An 18,253-nucleotide genomic window follows, 5' to 3' on the forward strand; every position below is an offset into this window, starting at 1 on the left:
CGGGGATGATTGATGCGTTTCATAGGCTTGCTGTTTTCTACCTGGCTGCTGATTTTTACTGCTTCGGTTTACGGACAATCGTCGCCAGAGCTAGTCTGGATCGAGGATGGGCAACAGTTTCTCTACGAATCAGATGGCCAGCGATTTCTCGTCGATGTGAATTCGCGAACAAAAAAATCGATTGACGACGCCCAGCAACTTGCCGCGATCGAGTCCAATGCTCGTCTTTCGTTGCCGCCGATGTCCAGCCAAAACGGTGGCGAATCGACATCGATCAAGGTCAAGAATCAAACGCAGCAAACGCTGACGATGTTTTGGGTCGATGCGAAACGCGGCGAGCGTTCCTATGGCGACGTCAAGCCAGGAGAGACATTTTCGCAACAAACCTATGTCGGTCACACGTGGCTGTTAAAGGCCAACGGCAAGCGGCTAGGGAGCTTTCGTTCCAGGAAGAACGAAAGCTTGGTGGTCGATGTGGAAATGCTGAAGAACGTTCGACGCAAAAAGAAACGTCGAAACAGAATCCGGTCGGTCCGCACGAGAACGGGCGCGCCAACGGTTAAACCTCCGATCGAAGTACGCGATCACAATCTGTGGCTGCAAGGGAATCAGCTGACCGAAGACGCGACTGAAAGTCTCACGTTTCAAAACGTCGGACGCGGAACGCATTGGTTCAAATCGCCGCGCGGCCCCGACGTCCGCTGGTCCCCCGACGCCAAGTATCTGGTCGCGTTTCAAACGGCAAACCCCGAGGAGCCGCGTGTTCATTTCGTCGAGTCGACGCCCTCCGATCAGCTTCAGCCCAAACTTGACAGCTATCAATATGCAAAGCCTGGTGATGAGCTTCCGACGAAAACGTTGCGTCTGTTTTCGGTTGAGAACAAGAAAGAAATTCCAGTCTCCAACGAACTGTTTGAGAATCCGTGGATCATTCGGTTCGTCAAGTGGACTGACGATGGCGAGAAATTTTGGTTGCACTACAACCAACGGGGCCATCAGGTCGTTCGGCTTGTCGAAGTCGACGCTTCGACCGGGAAAGTCAGAACGTTGATCGAGGAAAAAAGCGATACGTTCATTCAATACTCAAACGCCGCGAAATCGGTTTTCGAAGAGTTGGACGATCAGCAGATTCTTTGGGCCAGCGAGCGTAGTGGTTGGAATCACCTATATCGTTTCGACGGAAAATCTGGCAAGCTCCTCAATCCGGTCACCAGCGGAAACTGGAATGTCAAACGGATCGAATGGATCGACCGCACGAACGAAGTCGTCTGGTTTTACGCCGTTGGTGTGCACGAAGATCAGGATCCCTACCACGAGCATTTTTGCAAAGCCAGTTTTGACGGCAGTCAGTTCACGATACTGACCGACGGGGACGGCACGCACAAAGTCGAATTCGAAAACGAAGACAGGTTCCTGGTCGATACCTATTCGCGAGTCGACATGGCGCCGGTGACGGAACTTCGCGACGCGAACTCTGGCGAACTGATCGTCGAACTTGATCGGCAGGACACGACTGCAGCGTTTGGAGACCGTCCGCTTACGACGCGTTTCTCCGCAAAAGGCCGCGATGGAAAGACCGATATTTGGGGCATCATCCATTGGCCGCGTGACTTCGATTCGGAAAAATCGTATCCCGTCGTTGAAAATATCTATGCCGGACCCCACAGTCATCACGTGCCAAAATCCTTTCGCAAAAACTTCCAACGTCAGTATCAGTTCGCGGACAGCGGAATGATTGTCGTGCAGATCGACGGGATGGGAACGGCGTGGCGGTCAAAGAAATTTCACGACGTGTGCTTCAAGAATCTCAAAGACGGTGGGTTTCCGGATCGAATCGCGTGGATGAAAGCCGCGGCGGAAAAGTATCCTCAGATGGACCTCTCTCGCGTCGGCATTTACGGTGGGTCAGCCGGCGGCCAGAACGCCATGGCGGCTCTGTTGTGGCACAACGATTTTTACAAAGTCGCCGCTGCGGATTGCGGCTGTCACGACAACCGCATGGACAAGATTTGGTGGAACGAGCAATGGATGGGCTGGCCGGTCGACGAAAGCTACGCGGCCAACTCAAACATGGAAAACGCTCACCTGCTAAAAGGACATTTGATACTGACCGTCGGCGAGATGGATCGCAATGTTGACCCTGCGACCACGACGCAGGTCGTCAAAAAGCTGATCGAGCACGACAAGGATTTCGAGTTCTTGCTGATTCCCGGCCGCGGTCACGGAGCCGGTGATTCACCTTGGGCGGCCAAAAAACGTTTGAACTTTTTCAAGCAGCACTTACTGTCCGATGGTTAGGCGTTGCTTGAGGCTAGGCGACCGTTGCTTCGGGCTCAATTGTCTCCGGCTTTTCAAAGATCGCTTTAATTCCCGGCTTTGAAAGATAAGAGATGATGAACCCGTAGACGCCAAGTTTAATCAGAGCCCCGATCACGGCAAATCCGACCGCGAATCCGGTTGCCATCGTGGCGGCACCTTCTGGCATTCCCCGAATTCCTTCGAACGAAGGCAAGGTAACCCACGTGACAACGACGGTGAGGCAGTTGTAGAAAATGGCTGCGATGCAGATGGTCGAAGCAAACGAGTTTGCGTCTTCACGACGTGTCAGCAACATGGCGCAACTTACGATGAAGCCAAGTCCGACCAGAGCACAAATGCCGTTGTGCAAGTAGATGACTGTTGAGAACTGTTTCGTTGTCTCGATGCTACGTCGGTACACCTCAGCCTGTTCGCCCATCCCCGCAGAAATCTGCGACGCGTCGAGGTTGGAGATTGTCACCTGACCCAACGCGCCAAATGCTCCGCCCATGATTCCGACAACGCCGAACAGGCCCAGCAGACATGCGATCACAGTCAGCATGGTTGTACTGGATTGTCTCTGCGTCTGAGCCGTGTATGGATTGCCGGGCGAATAGCTCGCCTGCGAATTCAGGGAAGCCTCCGATGCGACGGGTACTTCCGGTTCGTTGTATTCGGCAGGTAGATATTTGGCGGATGATAGTTCAGTAGTCATTTCAGAATCCCAGTGGTTCGCGTCGAAAAAGTCTGGGTTACAGCAAACGACGTGAACCGGGATTCGAGAAAAAACTGTTGCACAATATGTCCGCGCGATCCCGAGCGGTTCAACCTGGTGCGTTTGTGACGATTTCGCAGGCGGCTATTTACCGAATGATGCTGCTGCTTCGTCGAGATAAAACGCAATCGGTCCTTTTGATTCGATAAGCGAAGTCGGATACGTCTCCCAATCTCCGGTTTTTCCAAAGATCTCACCAAGCACGCTGGCCTTTCCCGCGCCGGTAACCAGAAAGTCAATTTTCTTGGCGGCGCACAGTACCGGTCCGGTCATCGAGACACGTTTCTGCCCGGATTCCGGATGCGTTGCCACGGCGCAAATCGCGTCTGACTTGAGCAGTTCGATCTGGTGCGGGAAAATCGACGCCGTGTGCCCGTCGCCGCCCATGCCCAAGATCAGCAGATCGAGCATCGGCAAACCGTCAGCGTTGAGCTCGCAGTGAGCTTTCATTTCGTCGCCGTAGCGAACGGCTTCGGCCTCAGGATCCGATTCGCCGATCACACGATGCACGTTGGATTCTGGGATGGAAACATGATCCAACAACAGCGACTTGCAAACGCCATAGTTGCTCTGCGGATCTTCTGGCGGAACACAACGCTCATCGCCCCAGAACAGATGGACTCGCGACCAGTCAATCTTGTCGGCGAACTGCTTGGCCAAAATCTCAAACAGCAGCGTCGGCGTGCTGCCGCCAGAAAGAGAAACGGTGACTTTTGGTTGCGACTGTGTTTCCAGCCACGCGACGAAGTCTTCTGCGAAAGCTTGAGCAACGGCTGGATTGTCGGCGAAGATTTTCTTGTCGGCTTGCATGGATCGAATCTGAACAGTTGAGAATGAAATGACAGCCACGAATCATATCAGATTGAGCACGATTTTCATCGCGACCCGGATCGGGTTGTTTTGCCAGACTGCTGCTGGTTGGCTGGTTTTCCTTCATCGACTGGTTCCAGCCAGATCATAAACACTTGACGTTCGCTCATCAGCTCAGGAGGAACGCTCGCAACCGCCGACGGATGGAACTCGCTTTTTTGATACAGCACCACCGTGTCGTCTGGCTCGGAAACCAAAACCCCTTCATGACCTTCGACAAACTGCGGTGTCGAACCCATGAACCTTGCAGGGCTACCAAGTTGTCCGTCCGTTGGAAACGCCGCCAGGTAGACCTGAATCCACGTCAGCGCGTGCGGATCGTCAAGGACGGTCGAATTAAGCGTCTGTTCGTCGATGACCTGCACCGTCCAGCGAACTCCCTGGCTGGTTAGCATTTGCTGCAGGCTGACGACCAGCGTCCCCTGAGACTCATCGTTGACAACTTCCTGATTCAGCAGATCAGGCGGACGGCCAGTGTCGGGATCCAGCACACCAGAGCCAACGTGCAATCGGTAGATCTGCTTTTCCGGCAAGTGGTACCGAAACGCGAAACTCATTTGCGGGTATCCGCCAAGTCTCCGCGTGTGCAGTTTGGAATTGTCGTCAACGTCCATGAATCCCATTTCATGGCTATACGTTTTGAACATCTGTCGCGTGTCGGCGACTTCATTGTTCGCCTGATAAAGTGCGACAGCGATCGCCGCGATGGTGGCCAACATCAGAAACGTAAGCAGTGAAAATGAGCGACGGGTCTTCATGAGGAAATTTTAATGCATCGCGTACCAGGCTGCTTCAAATGGACAAAAGCCGGTAGAATACTGGTTCGTAACGCAAGAACCGGAACCCATTCATGATTAAAGCAGAATTTTCAAAGCAACTCGCCACGACGCTCGACCAGATCGAACAGCAAGGACTTTATAAACGCGAACGCCTGATCGACGGCCCACAGTCAGCCGCGATTCCCGTTCAGGATTCCGAATCCCGCAGCGAAGTCCTGAATTTTTGCGCCAACAATTACCTTGGCCTCGCCGATCATCCGGACCTCGTCGCCGCAGCGAAAGAGTCACTCGATCAGTACGGCTACGGGATGGCGTCGGTGCGATTTATCTGCGGCACGCAAACCATCCACCGCGATCTGGAAAAGAAGATCGCCGACTGGCTGGGCTACGAAGACACGATTCTTTACGCGGCCTGCTTCGACGCCAACGGAGGGCTGTTTGAGCCGCTGCTTACTGCGGAAGACGCGATCGTTTCGGACTCACTCAACCATGCTTCGATCATCGATGGCATCCGGCTATGCAAAGCCAAACGTTTTCGGTTCGCGAACTCGGACATGGGCGACTTGAGAGCGAAACTGACCGAAGCCAAAGTGGCTGGTGCTCGCAACATCATGATTGCCACCGACGGCGTGTTTTCGATGGACGGCTACATCGCCAAACTTCCTGAGATTTGCGATCTGGCTGACGAGTTCGAAGCTCTCGTGATGGTGGACGATTGCCACTCGACAGGCTTTCTCGGCAGCGGCGGTCGCGGAACCGCAGAGCATCACGACTGCATGGGACGTGTGGATATTCTCACAGGAACTCTGGGCAAAGCGCTCGGCGGTGCGATGGGTGGTTTCACGTGTGCCAGCCAGGCGATCATCGATATTCTACGCCAACGTTCACGACCTTATCTGTTTTCCAACAGCCTTGCTCCGGCCCTGGTCGGTGCGTCGATGAAAGCCATCGATCTGGTCAGCAGCAAAGAAGGCGACGAGCGTCGAAAGCAACTTTTTGAGAACGCGAATCGTTTCCGTGCCGGCATGAGCGAGGCTGGCTTTACGCTTCCCGACGGCGAACATCCAATCATCCCGGTCATGTTGGGCGACGCCGAGTTGGCGCAGCGGATGTCGGCAAAGCTGCTCGAAAAAGGCATTTATGTGGTCGGGTTCTTCTATCCGGTCGTGCCGAAAGAAACCGCTCGGATCCGTACGCAGATGTCGGCCGGGCATTCGTCGGAACAGGTTGACCAGTGCGTTCAGGCATTCATCGACGTCGGCAAAGAGCTGGGCGTCATTTGAGTTGCCAGCCGATTTGCAACGGCATGTCACGGCACGCCGACACCGAAAGATGAACACAGAAACGAAACGTCATGAAAGCTCTCGTCAAAGCAAAGTCTGAACCTGGAATCTGGATGGACGATGTCCCGATGCCGGAAATTGCTCCTAACGAAGTCCTGATCAAAGTGCACAAGACTTCGATCTGTGGCACGGACATGCACATTTACAAATGGGACGACTGGGCTCAGGCCAACGTCCCTGTGCCGATGGTTACGGGCCACGAATACGGTGGCGTCGTCGTCGAAGTCGGCTCTGGTGTTCGTCGTGTTGAAGTTGGACAGCGAGTTTCCGGCGAAGGTCACGTGGTCGGCAATCGCAGTCGCAATGCCAGGTCCGGTCGCTTTCACCTCGACCCGGACACGAAGGGAATCGGCGTGAACTTGCCCGGAGCGTTTGCTCAATACGTGAAGCTTCCCGAGTTCAATGTCATCCCGTTGCCGGATGACCTTCCGATGGACATCGCCGCGATTCTTGACCCGCTGGGCAACGCAGTGCATACTGCGCTAAGCTTTGACCTGGTCGCCGAAGATGTGCTGATTACGGGCGCTGGACCGATCGGAGTCATGTCAGCGGCGGTCGCGAGGAAAGCCGGAGCACGTCGGATCGTGATCACGGACATCAATCAGTGGCGGCTCGATTTCGCCAAACAGATCAATCCGGACATCCACACCGTCAACGTTGCCGACGGCGATTTGCGAGAGACGATGAAGTCGATTGGCATGCAGGAGGGTTTCGACGTCGGCTTCGAAATGAGCGGAGCGGCTCCCGCGCTAAGCCAAATGATCGACACGATGATCATGGGTGGCAACATTGCGATGTTGGGTCTGCCGCCCAAGCCATTCCCGACCGACTGGGGCAAGATCGTGCTCAAGGCGCTCACTGTCCGCGGAATTTACGGGCGGCAAATGTACGATACCTGGTACAAAATGCTGGCGATGTTGGACAGCGGCCTGGAGATGGATGGGATGATTACGCATCGCTTCGCGGCCGACGATTTTCAGGCCGCATTTGACGTGATGCTGACGGGCGAATGTGGAAAAGTGATTCTGAACTGGGATTAGGACAAGGTTCACGCCAGTGAATTCATTCGCGCAATGTCGCGATACGCGTTGCCGCGTGCGATACTCTTACGGCGTATCTGATTTTTCGCTTCGTGAAAGAAAGCTACCAGATCTGAATTGCCGTTTCCAACTGGACGTCCAGTTTCTCGTGGACGCCCTTCCTTACGGTTTCAATCAGTTTGATAACGTCAGCCACCGTCGCTCCCGATTCAGTCACCAGATAGTTCGGATTCGCGTCGAACAAAGAGACGCCGCCAACGCTGGTGCCTTTCATGCCCGCACTGTCGATCAAATCGGCTGCGGATTCGCCGAAGGGATTCTTGAACAGGTACGCGGCATTGAAGTCCGCAGGAGGACGCTTGGCTTTCTTGACCAACCACAACGTTTGCAGTTGTTTGGTCAACGCGGCAGGATCTTCTTTTTCGAACTCGGCTTCGACCGCCAGGATCACCAATTCACTCAGACTCGATTCGCGGGAAGAGAACGTCACGTCCTCGCCGCTGTAAGTTAATTGCTCGCCCGACCGTTTCATCACGTCAACTGAGCGAACCCATGTTCCGATGTCGACGTTGGGAAAGCTGATGTTGCTGTGCAAGGCGCCGCCAATCGTTCCCGGCATGCCGACAAGATGCTGTGGCCCGTTGAGTCCTTCACGGATTGCGTTGGAAACCAGATGAGACAACCTCGCACCACCGCCGACTCGCATTCTGTTTCCATCGATTTCGATTTGACAAAACGCCGGAGCTGAAAGATGAATCACCAAACCGGAAACGCCTGAGTCGGGAACCAGCACGTTGCTGCCAGCGCCGATCATCCGAACCGAAACGCCGGCTTCTGAAAATCGTTTGACGATGGCGGCAAGTTCCTCGACCGTGGTTGGTTCGGCAAAGTACTCCGCAGGGCCGCCAAGTCGCAAACTGGTCAAAGGTGAAAGAGGTTCGTTCTCGCGGACAAAATGTTCGAAGCCGGAAATCAGTGACACGTCGGTATCTCGGGAGAAGGTTGGAATGTCTGGTCAAAAAAGGTGAGTAAAGACAGACAGAAACAGACCAGGAGGACCAATGACTGTTCAAACAACGTCTGCTTTACTCACCACAGAATACCCTTTTCAGCGGGGCACTCGAAGGCCCCTGATCGCCGAAAGCAACCCGGAAACGTCGTCTACTGGCGAACTCTTCGACGAAACAGTGGCTGAATCATTCCCGTGTTGAACGGCCGCTGGGCGACCGCATGATAGCCTCGCTTCACCGTCCGTGACCCGTCAGGACGAACCGCAACGCGAGTCCTGGCTGAGGTTCCTGCCGAAGCAACTCGGTAGGCACGCGAATTCGCCGAGCCATGTCGCCTGCTGCCTCCGCTGCCCGATTGAAAGTACCGTATCGCTGCGGCTCGGGCGGCCGGCGAAGTGTTTCGTGCCGCCCACTGATCCGCTTCGTATTCTGCCTGCCTGACCGGTGTGCCGCGTTCCAGGTGCCGCAGTGCAATGTGACCATATTCGTGCGCTCGGAAAAACGAACACAGTTCAGGCCCCAGCCTCGCGCACGTTCTCGGGTTGTACTCGACCGTCAAGGTGTTGCCGCGGTAGCCGACCGAAGCAATTCCTCGCATGCCAGGCACAGCGACTTCCCGAATCGTCTGCGCCGTCAATTCAGCGGAATGAAAAGCGATCATTCCCGAAATACTCAAAAGCATCGTCCCCAGCCCCGAAATCATCCGGGTCATTCGCCTCGTCATTTTCTTCTCCCTGGAAAACAGTTTCAGTCAAAGAAGTGGTGCACGAAGTACGCAAAGTATCTCTCATTGTTTTTCCAAGTCGAGCACTTTGTCCAAAAACGGAATGCTTGCAGCGAAAGCGAAATCGGTGATGGCACTTTCATGCTCAACGCACAAATGAAACTTGATCATTGCGGTAGTGATTGCACCCCAGTTGGATGCTACAGAATGGCAGCTTGCGATTGATGCGAGCAAGATTCGTTGCATTGGTCAGTTAGGAACAGCATTAAGATTTGGCGAATTCTTGCATGGACTCCAGGTGGCCACTTGGTGGATGACGACGCGTGGGAGTTGGGTTGCTAGCAATCGAGTTTCATTGCTGGCAAAGTTTCCCGATTATGCCAATTCTGCTGAAGGCGAAGACCCTGCCGATCCGATCCAGCAAGAGGCTGGTCAGTCCGCGGATCCATCGGTGCGCCGGATTCACGCCAGCTATGCACCGAACATCCTTCCGATAAAACGGAGTCCTGCCATGAACCCAACTGAACTCTTTACATACCTGTTTCTGGTCCTTTCTGGGTTGGTTGTCGGCTACTGGTTGTTCTACCGCGATCGCAGTCACGAAGAAGCGACTCGTGGCAAGCTGAAAAAAGAGAACAATGACTTGCAGAGATCGCTGCAGACCTCGCAGGTTGCGTTTGATTCGTTGGAAGAAAAATTTGGACGGCAGCGCGGGCAGTTGAATGTGCTGCAGCAGCTTTGCGACGATTGGTCGTCAAGTCGTGAGATCTCTGAACGCGAACGGGCTCAACTGGAAACGGATTTGAGTGCCAAAACGTCTCGAATGTCAGAAGTCGAGAAAGAGTATCGGGATGAAAAGCGACAGCGGATTGCTCTCGAAGACAAAGTGCACAAGCTTTCCCAGGAAGTGCTGGAGAAGAAAGCCGAAGTCGAAGAGCAGTGGCGTGGCAAGTGCTCGGAAGCCGAATCTGCGCTCCACAAACGAACGGTTGATTTGGAGTCGATCAAGGTTGATCGCAAGCAGGTCTCAAAACAACTTCACTCGGCCAACGCTCGCATCGCGGAACTGGAATCGGAGATCAAATCGAGCAAAAGCCTGATCGAAACGGCGACGACTAACGCAACCGGATTGAAGCAGGAATATGTTTCGCTTGAGTCCGGACTAAAGGCAACCAACGACCAGCTAAAACAGGCTCAGGCCGAGTTGGCCAAAACTGTGTCTGAAAAAGAAGCCGCGATCAAGGCGACCGCAGATGCGGAAAAGCAGCTCGCGGTGATGGACAAAGAAACGGAAACACTCGGCGAGCAAAACAGCACGCTGCGACAGAAGGTGGAAACGACTCAGGCGGCATTGACGTCGACGCAGGAGCAACTGGCTCGCGTGACCGAGCAACGTGATCAGGCGATGGAGCTGGAAAAAGCGGCGGGCGTTGTTTCGTCCGGTTTGCAAAAGCGTTTGGACAATCAGGAATCTACCATCCACATGCTGCGTCAGAGTCAGGACGATGCGCTTGAGAATCTGAAGCACGAGCTGAAAGTTCGAACGGAATTGGAAGCCAAATTCGACGCTCGGGCCGAAGCGATTCGCGGCGACGCAGAGAAAATGCGAGCCGAGTACGAGGCTCAGATCGAAGCACTTCGTTCGGAAACAGGCGACTCGAAAGTCAGCTACGAGGCTCAGCTGGAGAAGGCTCGCAACGACGCAGAAGCGGCACGCGAATCCGTCGAAGCGGCTCGCAAAGAAGTCGAAACGGCACGCAAGGATGTCGAATCGGCTCGTAAGGAGGCTGAGAAAGTCAGCGTTCAACAGGCCGCGAAGTACGAGCCACAGCTGAAGGAGCTTCGTTCACAACTTGCTCGTCAGGCGGCACAGTATGCAGAGCACTCACGGGATCTACGAAACCAGCTGGCTCAACAGCGATCCGAGCTGGAGCAGGAACGCAACCGCATGACGTCGGAATCGCAATCGATGGCTTCCCGATTCAGCACTCTGGAAACCGAAGCGACGACCTACACGCAGTCGATCGTCAAGCTTGACGCGAAACGGGAACAGCTACAACTGGAACTCGACGCGGCACGCAAACAGATGCAGGCTCAACTCAAACAGGACAGCGAAACGATTGGTGAACTGCAACGCGAACGCAATGACCTGCGAACCGAATTGGAGCAGGTCCATTTGCAGATCGTTCCCTTGCAGGAGCAAATTGACTCTCACCGTGCGTTCACGACCGAACTGGAAATGAGCCAGTCACGAGTCGTGGAACTTGAACGTTCGTTGGTTCAACGGGATCAGGAAAGCAAACGGCTTCACGCTCAAGCCAACGAGCTCGAACGACTTCGTCAACGATATCAGGATGCACGCGAGCGGCAGGAAAAACTGCAGCTTCAGCTAGACGAAATGGTCTCTCGTCAGATCACGCGGGAGTCCGAGCGATCCATCGATCAGGCTCGCATCCACGAACTTGAGGCTCAGCTGAAAGTCAGCCTTGAGACGATCGAAGATCTCAGGAAAGAGCGTGCGTTGGTTCTGGCGACGCTTGCCGATCAGCGACAATCGCAGGAACCTGCTGCAACCGTTATTTCGTTTACGCAGTCTCTTGAGCCTCAGGACGTTTCTTCGGACGACGACTACGATCAGGAGTACGGCGGACGGATGCGCCGCGACGCCAATCGCGGAATGGTCTTTACCGAAGCACCCGCATCCTGTGACGACCTGAAGCGAATTTCAGGCATCGCCGAAGTGCTTGAGAAACGCTTGAATGACTTCGGGATCTACACCTTCAAGCAAGTGATGGATTGGAAGCCAGAAGAGATCGAAGAGTTTTCTCGACTGCTCGCGTTCCGTGACCGAATCGAACGGGACGACTGGCAGGGCCAAGCCCGGTTCTTCTACAACCAGAAACGCAAAAGCGTTCGCGCGGTCGCGTAGAGATCGCGTGGTTGTACCGGTCCGTTAGCGATAGTTGCTGCATTTACATTTCCGCAATGGCGTTGGCTGGTGCCGCAGGCGTTCTACAATGGTGGTCCCATCCCCATTGACTGTCTGTGGACAACGCCATGCGCAAACGCCGCCTTTCGAGCAATCTCTCCCGCTCAGGTAAACTCAGTTACGCAACTTTGGAATCCCGGCAATTGCTTGCCGGAGTTTCGCACGCGATCAGTTCCGGGCCGTGGCATGCGGCGACGACCTGGGACAACGGCGTTCCCGATACGGCAACTCGCGCGGTCATTGATTCCGGAGTCACCGTCAACCTTGCTGGCGTTGATCATGTTGCCGAAGAGCTTGTCATCCAGGGTAACCTCGTCGTCGACGAAGGGGCTACAGCGAAGACGCTGACGACTCGCTGGATTCACGTCAACAGTGGAGGTGTTTTCCAAATCGGCACCGAAGCCGATCGCTACAATACGAATGACTTTGTGATCACGTTGACGGGCGAAGACCCAACCGACTCGTTCGATATCGAAGGCGTCGCCGATCCCATCACCGACAACGATGCCTTCTTGATGGCCGCTGGCGGAGGGAGGTTGCAGTTCTTCGGTGAAGACAAGCTTTCGTTTACGAAACTGAAATCCACGGCAAACGTCGGCGACAATCAAATCGTTGTCGAAAAGGAAATTGATCGGGACTTCGACGGAGACATCGATGCTGCCGACGGAGAAGTCAACTGGACGGTCGGCGACCAGATCGTCGTTGCGAGTTCCACGGGCGAGTACGCGGATGAGGAAGTCCGTACGATTTCGAACATCGTATGTCTGACCAACGGCGATGTGGTTATCACGCTCGATCAGGCGCTCAACCATCGGCATTACGGAGCGATTGAAACGTACAGCAACGATTCGCGGTCCTGGGACATCGATATGCGGGCCGAAGTCGCGTTGCTTTCGCGAAACGTTCGTATCCAGGGACTTGCTTCGCAGGATACGGACAACTTTTTCGGTGACCGAGCTCGATACGAAGCAGGAAGCGGTGACGGCTTCGGAGCCCATACGATGATCATGGGGTCTGCAGGGCAGATTACCGTCGACAACGTTCAGCTCGATCGGATGGGACAGACTTCGCGACTGGGCCGCTATCCGATTCACTGGCATCTGGCTGGCGATCGAAGCGGTGACGTGCTGAGAAATGCGAGCATCACCAACTCCAACAATCGAGGCGTTACGATCCACGGGACGCACAACCTTCACATCGAAGGCGTGGTGCTTCACGACATCCACGGCCACGGCTTCTTTATGGAAGACGCCGTCGAAACGGGCAATGTCTTTCAGTCAAATATCACGTTCGGGATTCATAAAGTCGGGCGGACCGGAAACGCGGTTGATCTTGATGACCCTTTTATTGTCGACACACACGATCACGTCGGCCAAAACGCAGAACGATTTCTCAGCTCTGCCGGCTATTGGATGACCAGCCCGGACAATACTTGGGTGGGTAACGTTTCAGCCGGATCAGAAGGGACCGGGTTCTGGTTTGTGTTTCCCAGACATGCAGTAGGAGAATCTGCCAATGATCCGCAGTACGACAATGTCGTGCCCAACGAAGTCGACCTTGGGCAATTCGACTATAACTCGTCGCACTCTTCTCCGATCGGGTTGAACTTCGATCGTGGTACCGACATCGAAGGCCCGATTGGCGATACGCTGAAAGACAATTTTGATGGGTTGGAGCATCGTCCGGACAACGAACCACAGATCAATTTTTATACGGCCTACAAACACGATACGGGAATCTACCACCGCGGGCGCATCGGGAACTTTCACGAGAACCGGCTTGCGGACGTGGGGCGAGGCACCTTCATTACATTCACTCAGCGAATCACAGATACGCTTTACGTCGGCCACAGCCAGGGCAACAGTGATTCTTCTGAGGGGGTCGCGGGCCATACGTTTTACGACGGAGCCAACACGCTCGATGGCACGCACTTCGCGGGATTCAATGGCTCCAACGCCAACATGTTTATCGCTCATGGCGCCGCCCAGCGATTGACTCACTTTGTGATGAGCAACACCACATTCGAAGACGACGGATCAGCCGACAATGTCCGGTTTGTGAGTCCTTCCGGGGGCACAAACTACAGTCCGGTTGGCAAGACAATGCCGTCTGTAATCTACGATGCGGACGGATCGTTCACCGGCCATGTTGGCGGCGGAGCGGGTTCAACCATCGTTCCGAACCATCCATTTTTCTACGACGCTGATGACTTTCAGCCGACGGGTTGGGAGGCGCGAGTCTCCGACGACCTGTATGCGATGTTCCGGATGAGGGCGCCGGATTCCGGCAATCCTGTTTTTCGTGTGACCAGTCCTGGCGGAGAAAGTGGCACGGCTCAACCGGGCACGGGGCAATTCAGCGGCACCAACACGCTGATGAAGCTTGATGGAGGCGGCGACTATGTGCTGGACTTCCCGGATGGACCGTCCGCCGTTGCCAGCGGATTCGATGTCACGTTCTACGCAAAAGTCGGTCCCTCGGCCGGATCGACAATCGTTCGGTTCAAGGACGTGGCCAGTTCGTTGTTGCCTCAGGATATTCCTCGCGTCAATGGAGGTCTGACGAATCTTCGCGCTGCGACGCAGACTTCGTTTGAAGTTGTCGATGGCGATGTGTGGATGAAGCTGTTCAGTTCGGCAGACAAAATCTATTTCGAACCCGAAGCAAACTCCGCTCCGGTCGCTCTCGATGATTCCATTGTCACCAACGAAGACGTCGCCGTAAGCATTTCTGTGGTCGACAACGATAGTGATTCCGACGGAGACACAATCTACGTCAACGCCTCCCCGCTTGTGGTCGCAGACTATGTTGACGATTTCCAGTCTCCGACTGCGCCGGCCAACTGGCAGTACCTGTGGAATCAGAACAGCCAACTGGGTGACGAATCAGGCTACGTCGACATGAGCTGGTCCAACTGGCGATACCATCCTGTCGACATAACAAACTTTCCTTACCTCGGGCCAACGTTTGCTCATCCCGGCGATGGAACCAGCGAAGGAATCGGTGTTGAGCGATTTGCGATCGCCGCGTTTACGATCCCCGTCGATGGTAACTATTCAATCGCCAACAGTTCGATCACTCCCAACGAAAACACCGTCAACGGCGTCAACGTTGCGGCTCACATTTCCGGCCAGTCAGTCATGTCATTGGGCCAGTTCGATGAATCCGACGTTGGGTCCAGTTTCGATGCTGAACTTGGCTTTGCCAACGCTGGCGATGTGATTTACGTGGCTCTCGGGGCCAACGCTTCCAAAGGAGCAGACGGAACGTCCTGGGATTTTTCGATCATAAGAGATGGCTCGCCGGAAAACGGTCAGCTGACTGTCAACGCCGACGGCACGATTACGTATACTCCCAATCCGGACTTTCATGGCACCGATTCGTTTGCCTATGAAGCCAGTGACGGCAGGGGTGGCTTCGACATTGCGACCGTGACTGTCACGGTGAACAGCGTTCCCGATATTGCCGCACCGGTGGTCGTCGGAAATGCAACAGCATCGCGATCGATCGTGAGTCAGCTGGTGGTTGGCTTTGACGAAATCGTTACGCTACAGCCCGGTGCGTTTACCGTAACCAACGTCGATTTGATGCAGCAAGCAACCGTCAGTGCGGCGATCGACAACTCTTCAGGCAGCTCCGTCGTGACGCTTACCTTTTCCGGTGCCGTGACCGAGTCGGCGACTGGTTCATTGGTCGACGGGAACTACCAGTTGGCCATTGATGGCTCGAAAGTCGAAGGTGCCAGTGGTCAGTTCTATGATGGCGATGGTGATGGCATCGCCGGCGGAATGTATCTGTTCGGTAATGATCCGGGACACAATTTTTTCCGGCTGTACGGAGACGTGACTGGTGATCGAACGGTTAGCGTTTTTGATTTGCTGCAGTTTCGCCAGACGTACCTGACTTCCGTTGGCGACCCGGCATTCAACGAGCAGTTCGATGTGACGAACGATGGCTTGGTCAATGTTTTTGATTTGCTCAGGTTTCGGCAAAACTATCGCAAAGACGTTTGAACCGGTTGGAGCAAAAGTGTCTTGAAGTAGCCTTCCTTTCAATCGGTGCGTTGTCGAATCGGCTAAGATTTTGTCATGAATGAAAGACGTAAGACTTCGGGCGGCGATGGCACTTCTTCTGGTTCCGAAGGCGCTGGTGAAAGCCTGGCGAACCTCGCGAAGGCTCTCGTGCAAGCGGGAGGCGTTAGCAGTCTGTCGACGATGTCTCAAAAGCATTCAGGCTATCCGTTTGGCTCCGTCGTGCCCTACGCAATTGACTCTGCGGGGAATCCAATTTTTTTGATGAGTCAAATGGCGACCCACACGAAAAACCTTCGTTCCCATTCTCAGGCCACGTTGCTGGTTGCCGAGAATTCCGGTTTGCCTCTGTCCGCGGCTCGCGTTTCGTTGATCGGAGATATCGCCAAAGTTACCGACGATTCGAGGCAAGTTGTCGCTGAAGCGTATTTGGCAAAGCATCCTGAGTCAAAACAGTGGATGAGCTTTGGTGATTTTGATTTCTATCGGATGACGATCAAAGATATCTATTTCATCGGCGGGTTCGGCGTGATGGGCTGGGTGAAGCCTGAAGACTATGTGGCTGCTCAGAAGAGTTGAACGCTTGCTGCGAGTGCGAATTGCAATCCGCGTCTCATCGCCGTGATTGAGATTCGTTGCGAACGAGAATCGAATCCATGCAATCCAGTTCCGTGTAGAACATCGCACTTGGATCGATACCGCGTTCATCGAGAAATTCAATGTACGCCTGATTCTGGGGGTTCGCCGACAACCGCGGTAGCGCGACGCACCAGAAAACAACGATGGCTATCGTTGCGATCGCAAGCTTCAAAAAACCGTGGGCTCGATTCATTGGCGATTTACTGGATAAAGTCGCGGAACAGGACGCCGAACATCAGCCACGCCATCACGAGCGTAAGCACGATATTCAGAGTTTGACCACAGATGTAGAGAATCAACGGCTTGCCGCCGCGAAGATAGGGCAGCAACTCGCTAAACCTGGTCTCCAGCCCAATGCTCACGAACGCGAGGCAGAACAGCCACCCGCGGAACGACTTCGTTGAGCCCTTGATCATTGCGGTCACCAGGTCAGGACCACTTTCGAGGAAAGCGTGAAGCGTTGAAAAGATAATAGAAGCCGCGATGAACCCCAGCACGAAACGCGGAAATCGTTTCCAGACTTCGGAGATTCCAGGTTTGTCACCGGAAGGAGTCTTCTCGACATAGGTCACCCAGTAGGTCGCGATTCCGAACGCAGCAACACCAATCAGGATGTTCTGAATCATCTTCACCGTTGCAGCGACCTCCAGAGCCTTGTCGCCGAGAGTTGCTCCTGCTGCGGCAACAGCGCCGGTGGCATCAATCGTGCCTCCCATCCATGCACCGCCGACAATCTCCCCGACGCCAAGCGCGTTGATCATCATCGGCATGAGCACCATCATGATCACGGTGAACGAAAGCGAAATTCCGATCGCCAACGAAAGCTCTTCTTTCTTCGCATTGCAAGCCGCTGCCGAAGCGATCGCCGCAGAAACCCCGCAGACCGACATGTCTGCAGAGATCACCATGTTCAACGACTTGGATTCAATCTTCAGTACTTTTTGCCCAAAGATGTAAGTGCTGATCAGGACGACCGGCGTCACGATCCATGCGACACAGATTCCAGGAAGCCCCAACGCCATCAGTCGCGACATCAAAACTTCTGCGCCCAGCAAAACCAATCCAGTTTTGATGAAAAACTCCGTCATCACCGCTGGCTTTACCCAGCGTGGCGTTCCAATGGTGTTCGAGATAATCAGCCCAACGAGAAGCGCCCACAATGCGTACTCAAGATTGTAGGCCTTCACCAGGCTTTGGCTGGCAAGCACGTAGCTAAGCGTGGCCAACAGGAATACGGCAACGAAACCAATCAGGAACTTCTTGCCCGCTTCACGGTTTTCGCGAAAGCTGATTGCTCCCGTGAGCAGCGTTGCCAAGACTCCAAACGCGACCAGGATTCCAAGCAGCGGACTCCAATCGAGGCTTCCCGAATCGGTTTTCGACGCGAACGCATCCACGGGTGAATTCGTCCATTTGGCGGGCTTCCCAACCCAGCCTTTGAGCGGATTGTAACTTTCGACAATCGCAGTACCCTGCGAATCGACACCGGTTTCCTGTTTTGAAAACCCGACGAAGACGATGGCGAAAGATATCGTCAAAACCAGGCCGGCGCAGATGATTGCCAGCCAATCGTCCGAGATGCCCGTCCGAGCAGCGCGAGGTGACGAGTCAGTAGATTGATTCTGTTTATCGTCCATGTGACCAACCAAAGAAACACTTTCGCAACTCGACGCGGGCTGCCGGGACCAAAGCTGATCTTGTGTGTTACACAGGAATCAGTGATCTCTTGCTGGTCACCGGTCACCGAATCGGAAT

The 18,253-nt window shown here is 54.4% G+C and carries 13 protein-coding genes; 6 read left to right on the forward strand and 7 right to left on the reverse strand.

Annotated features, from left to right (window positions below; genetic code table 11):
- Positions 1 to 12: 12 nt before the first annotated feature.
- Positions 13 to 2,298, forward strand: coding sequence for a DPP IV N-terminal domain-containing protein (locus tag MFFC18_RS03665; RefSeq protein WP_075085157.1), 2,286 nt, complete (start codon positions 13 to 15; stop codon positions 2,296 to 2,298).
- A 13-nt stretch (positions 2,299 to 2,311) separates the two neighbouring features.
- On the opposite strand, the gene MFFC18_RS03670 is transcribed toward MFFC18_RS03665, so the two are convergent.
- The 3 genes from MFFC18_RS03670 to MFFC18_RS03680 form a co-directional block, all read right to left on the reverse strand.
- Positions 2,312 to 3,013, reverse strand: a complete 702-nt coding sequence (locus tag MFFC18_RS03670; RefSeq protein ID WP_075085156.1) for a hypothetical protein — start codon at positions 3,011 to 3,013, stop codon at positions 2,312 to 2,314.
- A 144-nt stretch (positions 3,014 to 3,157) separates the two neighbouring features.
- Positions 3,158 to 3,922, reverse strand: coding sequence for a 6-phosphogluconolactonase (gene pgl, locus MFFC18_RS03675; protein WP_238381291.1), 765 nt, complete (start codon positions 3,920 to 3,922; stop codon positions 3,158 to 3,160).
- A 26-nt stretch (positions 3,923 to 3,948) separates the two neighbouring features.
- The gene (locus MFFC18_RS03680) at positions 3,949 to 4,701 is read right to left on the reverse strand and encodes a hypothetical protein (RefSeq protein ID WP_075085154.1); all 753 of its coding nucleotides are present in this window, start codon (positions 4,699 to 4,701) and stop codon (positions 3,949 to 3,951) included.
- A 92-nt stretch (positions 4,702 to 4,793) separates the two neighbouring features.
- Here MFFC18_RS03680 and MFFC18_RS03685 point away from each other — a divergent pair, with 92 nt between their 5' ends.
- Both MFFC18_RS03685 and tdh read left to right on the forward strand, forming a co-directional pair.
- Positions 4,794 to 6,005, forward strand: coding sequence for a glycine C-acetyltransferase (locus MFFC18_RS03685; protein ID WP_202907554.1), 1,212 nt, complete (start codon positions 4,794 to 4,796; stop codon positions 6,003 to 6,005).
- Between the two features lie 71 nt (positions 6,006 to 6,076).
- On the forward strand, positions 6,077 to 7,105 hold the full coding sequence (gene tdh / locus MFFC18_RS03690) for an L-threonine 3-dehydrogenase (RefSeq protein ID WP_075085153.1): 1,029 nt from the start codon (positions 6,077 to 6,079) through the stop codon (positions 7,103 to 7,105).
- A 103-nt stretch (positions 7,106 to 7,208) separates the two neighbouring features.
- On the opposite strand, the gene murB is transcribed toward tdh, so the two are convergent.
- Together murB and MFFC18_RS03700 are read right to left on the reverse strand one after the other, a co-directional pair.
- Positions 7,209 to 8,087 carry a UDP-N-acetylmuramate dehydrogenase gene (gene murB, locus MFFC18_RS03695; protein WP_075085152.1) on the reverse strand — a complete coding sequence of 293 codons (879 nt, stop codon included), beginning with the start codon at positions 8,085 to 8,087 and terminating at the stop codon, positions 7,209 to 7,211.
- Positions 8,088 to 8,266: 179 nt separating this feature from the next.
- A complete protein-coding gene (locus MFFC18_RS03700; protein ID WP_148618617.1) occupies positions 8,267 to 8,839 on the reverse strand; it encodes a M48 family metalloprotease in 573 nt (190 codons plus the stop codon).
- A gap of 511 nt (positions 8,840 to 9,350) precedes the next feature.
- On the opposite strand from MFFC18_RS03700, the gene MFFC18_RS03705 reads away from it, so the two are divergent.
- From MFFC18_RS03705 to MFFC18_RS03715, 3 genes are all read left to right on the forward strand, one after another.
- Positions 9,351 to 11,768, forward strand: coding sequence for a hypothetical protein (locus MFFC18_RS03705; RefSeq protein ID WP_148618618.1), 2,418 nt, complete (start codon positions 9,351 to 9,353; stop codon positions 11,766 to 11,768).
- Between the two features lie 128 nt (positions 11,769 to 11,896).
- Positions 11,897 to 15,841, forward strand: coding sequence for an Ig-like domain-containing protein (locus MFFC18_RS03710; protein WP_084417205.1), 3,945 nt, complete (start codon positions 11,897 to 11,899; stop codon positions 15,839 to 15,841).
- Between the two features lie 75 nt (positions 15,842 to 15,916).
- Positions 15,917 to 16,438 (forward strand): HugZ family pyridoxamine 5'-phosphate oxidase, encoded by a 522-nt coding sequence (locus tag MFFC18_RS03715; RefSeq protein WP_075085148.1) that lies wholly within the window; start codon positions 15,917 to 15,919, stop codon positions 16,436 to 16,438.
- Between the two features lie 34 nt (positions 16,439 to 16,472).
- Here MFFC18_RS03715 and MFFC18_RS03720 read toward each other — a convergent pair whose 3' ends face one another.
- Positions 16,473 to 16,691, reverse strand: coding sequence for a hypothetical protein (locus MFFC18_RS03720; RefSeq protein WP_075085147.1), 219 nt, complete (start codon positions 16,689 to 16,691; stop codon positions 16,473 to 16,475).
- A 7-nt stretch (positions 16,692 to 16,698) separates the two neighbouring features.
- A complete protein-coding gene (locus tag MFFC18_RS03725) occupies positions 16,699 to 18,135 on the reverse strand; it encodes a YeiH family protein (RefSeq protein ID WP_075085146.1) in 1,437 nt (478 codons plus the stop codon).
- Positions 18,136 to 18,253: the final 118 nt, after the last annotated feature.

This window comes from Mariniblastus fucicola (genome assembly GCF_008087665.1).
Lineage (GTDB): Bacteria > Planctomycetota > Planctomycetia > Pirellulales > Pirellulaceae > Mariniblastus > Mariniblastus fucicola.

Excerpts from the sequence above, each read along its gene's own strand:
- MFFC18_RS03665 (WP_075085157.1), top strand. The coding sequence starts at position 13 with ATGCGTTTCATAGGCTTGCTGTTTTCTACCTGGCTGCTGATTTTTACT.
- MFFC18_RS03670 (WP_075085156.1), bottom strand. The coding sequence starts at position 3,013 with ATGACTACTGAACTATCATCCGCCAAATATCTACCTGCCGAATACAAC.
- MFFC18_RS03680 (WP_075085154.1), bottom strand. The coding sequence starts at position 4,701 with ATGAAGACCCGTCGCTCATTTTCACTGCTTACGTTTCTGATGTTGGCC.
- MFFC18_RS03685 (WP_202907554.1), top strand. The coding sequence starts at position 4,794 with ATGATTAAAGCAGAATTTTCAAAGCAACTCGCCACGACGCTCGACCAG.
- tdh (WP_075085153.1), top strand. The coding sequence starts at position 6,077 with ATGAAAGCTCTCGTCAAAGCAAAGTCTGAACCTGGAATCTGGATGGAC.
- MFFC18_RS03700 (WP_148618617.1), bottom strand. The coding sequence starts at position 8,839 with ATGACGAGGCGAATGACCCGGATGATTTCGGGGCTGGGGACGATGCTT.
- MFFC18_RS03705 (WP_148618618.1), top strand. The coding sequence starts at position 9,351 with ATGAACCCAACTGAACTCTTTACATACCTGTTTCTGGTCCTTTCTGGG.
- MFFC18_RS03710 (WP_084417205.1), top strand. The coding sequence starts at position 11,897 with ATGCGCAAACGCCGCCTTTCGAGCAATCTCTCCCGCTCAGGTAAACTC.
- MFFC18_RS03715 (WP_075085148.1), top strand. The coding sequence starts at position 15,917 with ATGAATGAAAGACGTAAGACTTCGGGCGGCGATGGCACTTCTTCTGGT.
- MFFC18_RS03720 (WP_075085147.1), bottom strand. The coding sequence starts at position 16,691 with ATGAATCGAGCCCACGGTTTTTTGAAGCTTGCGATCGCAACGATAGCC.
- MFFC18_RS03725 (WP_075085146.1), bottom strand. The coding sequence starts at position 18,135 with ATGGACGATAAACAGAATCAATCTACTGACTCGTCACCTCGCGCTGCT.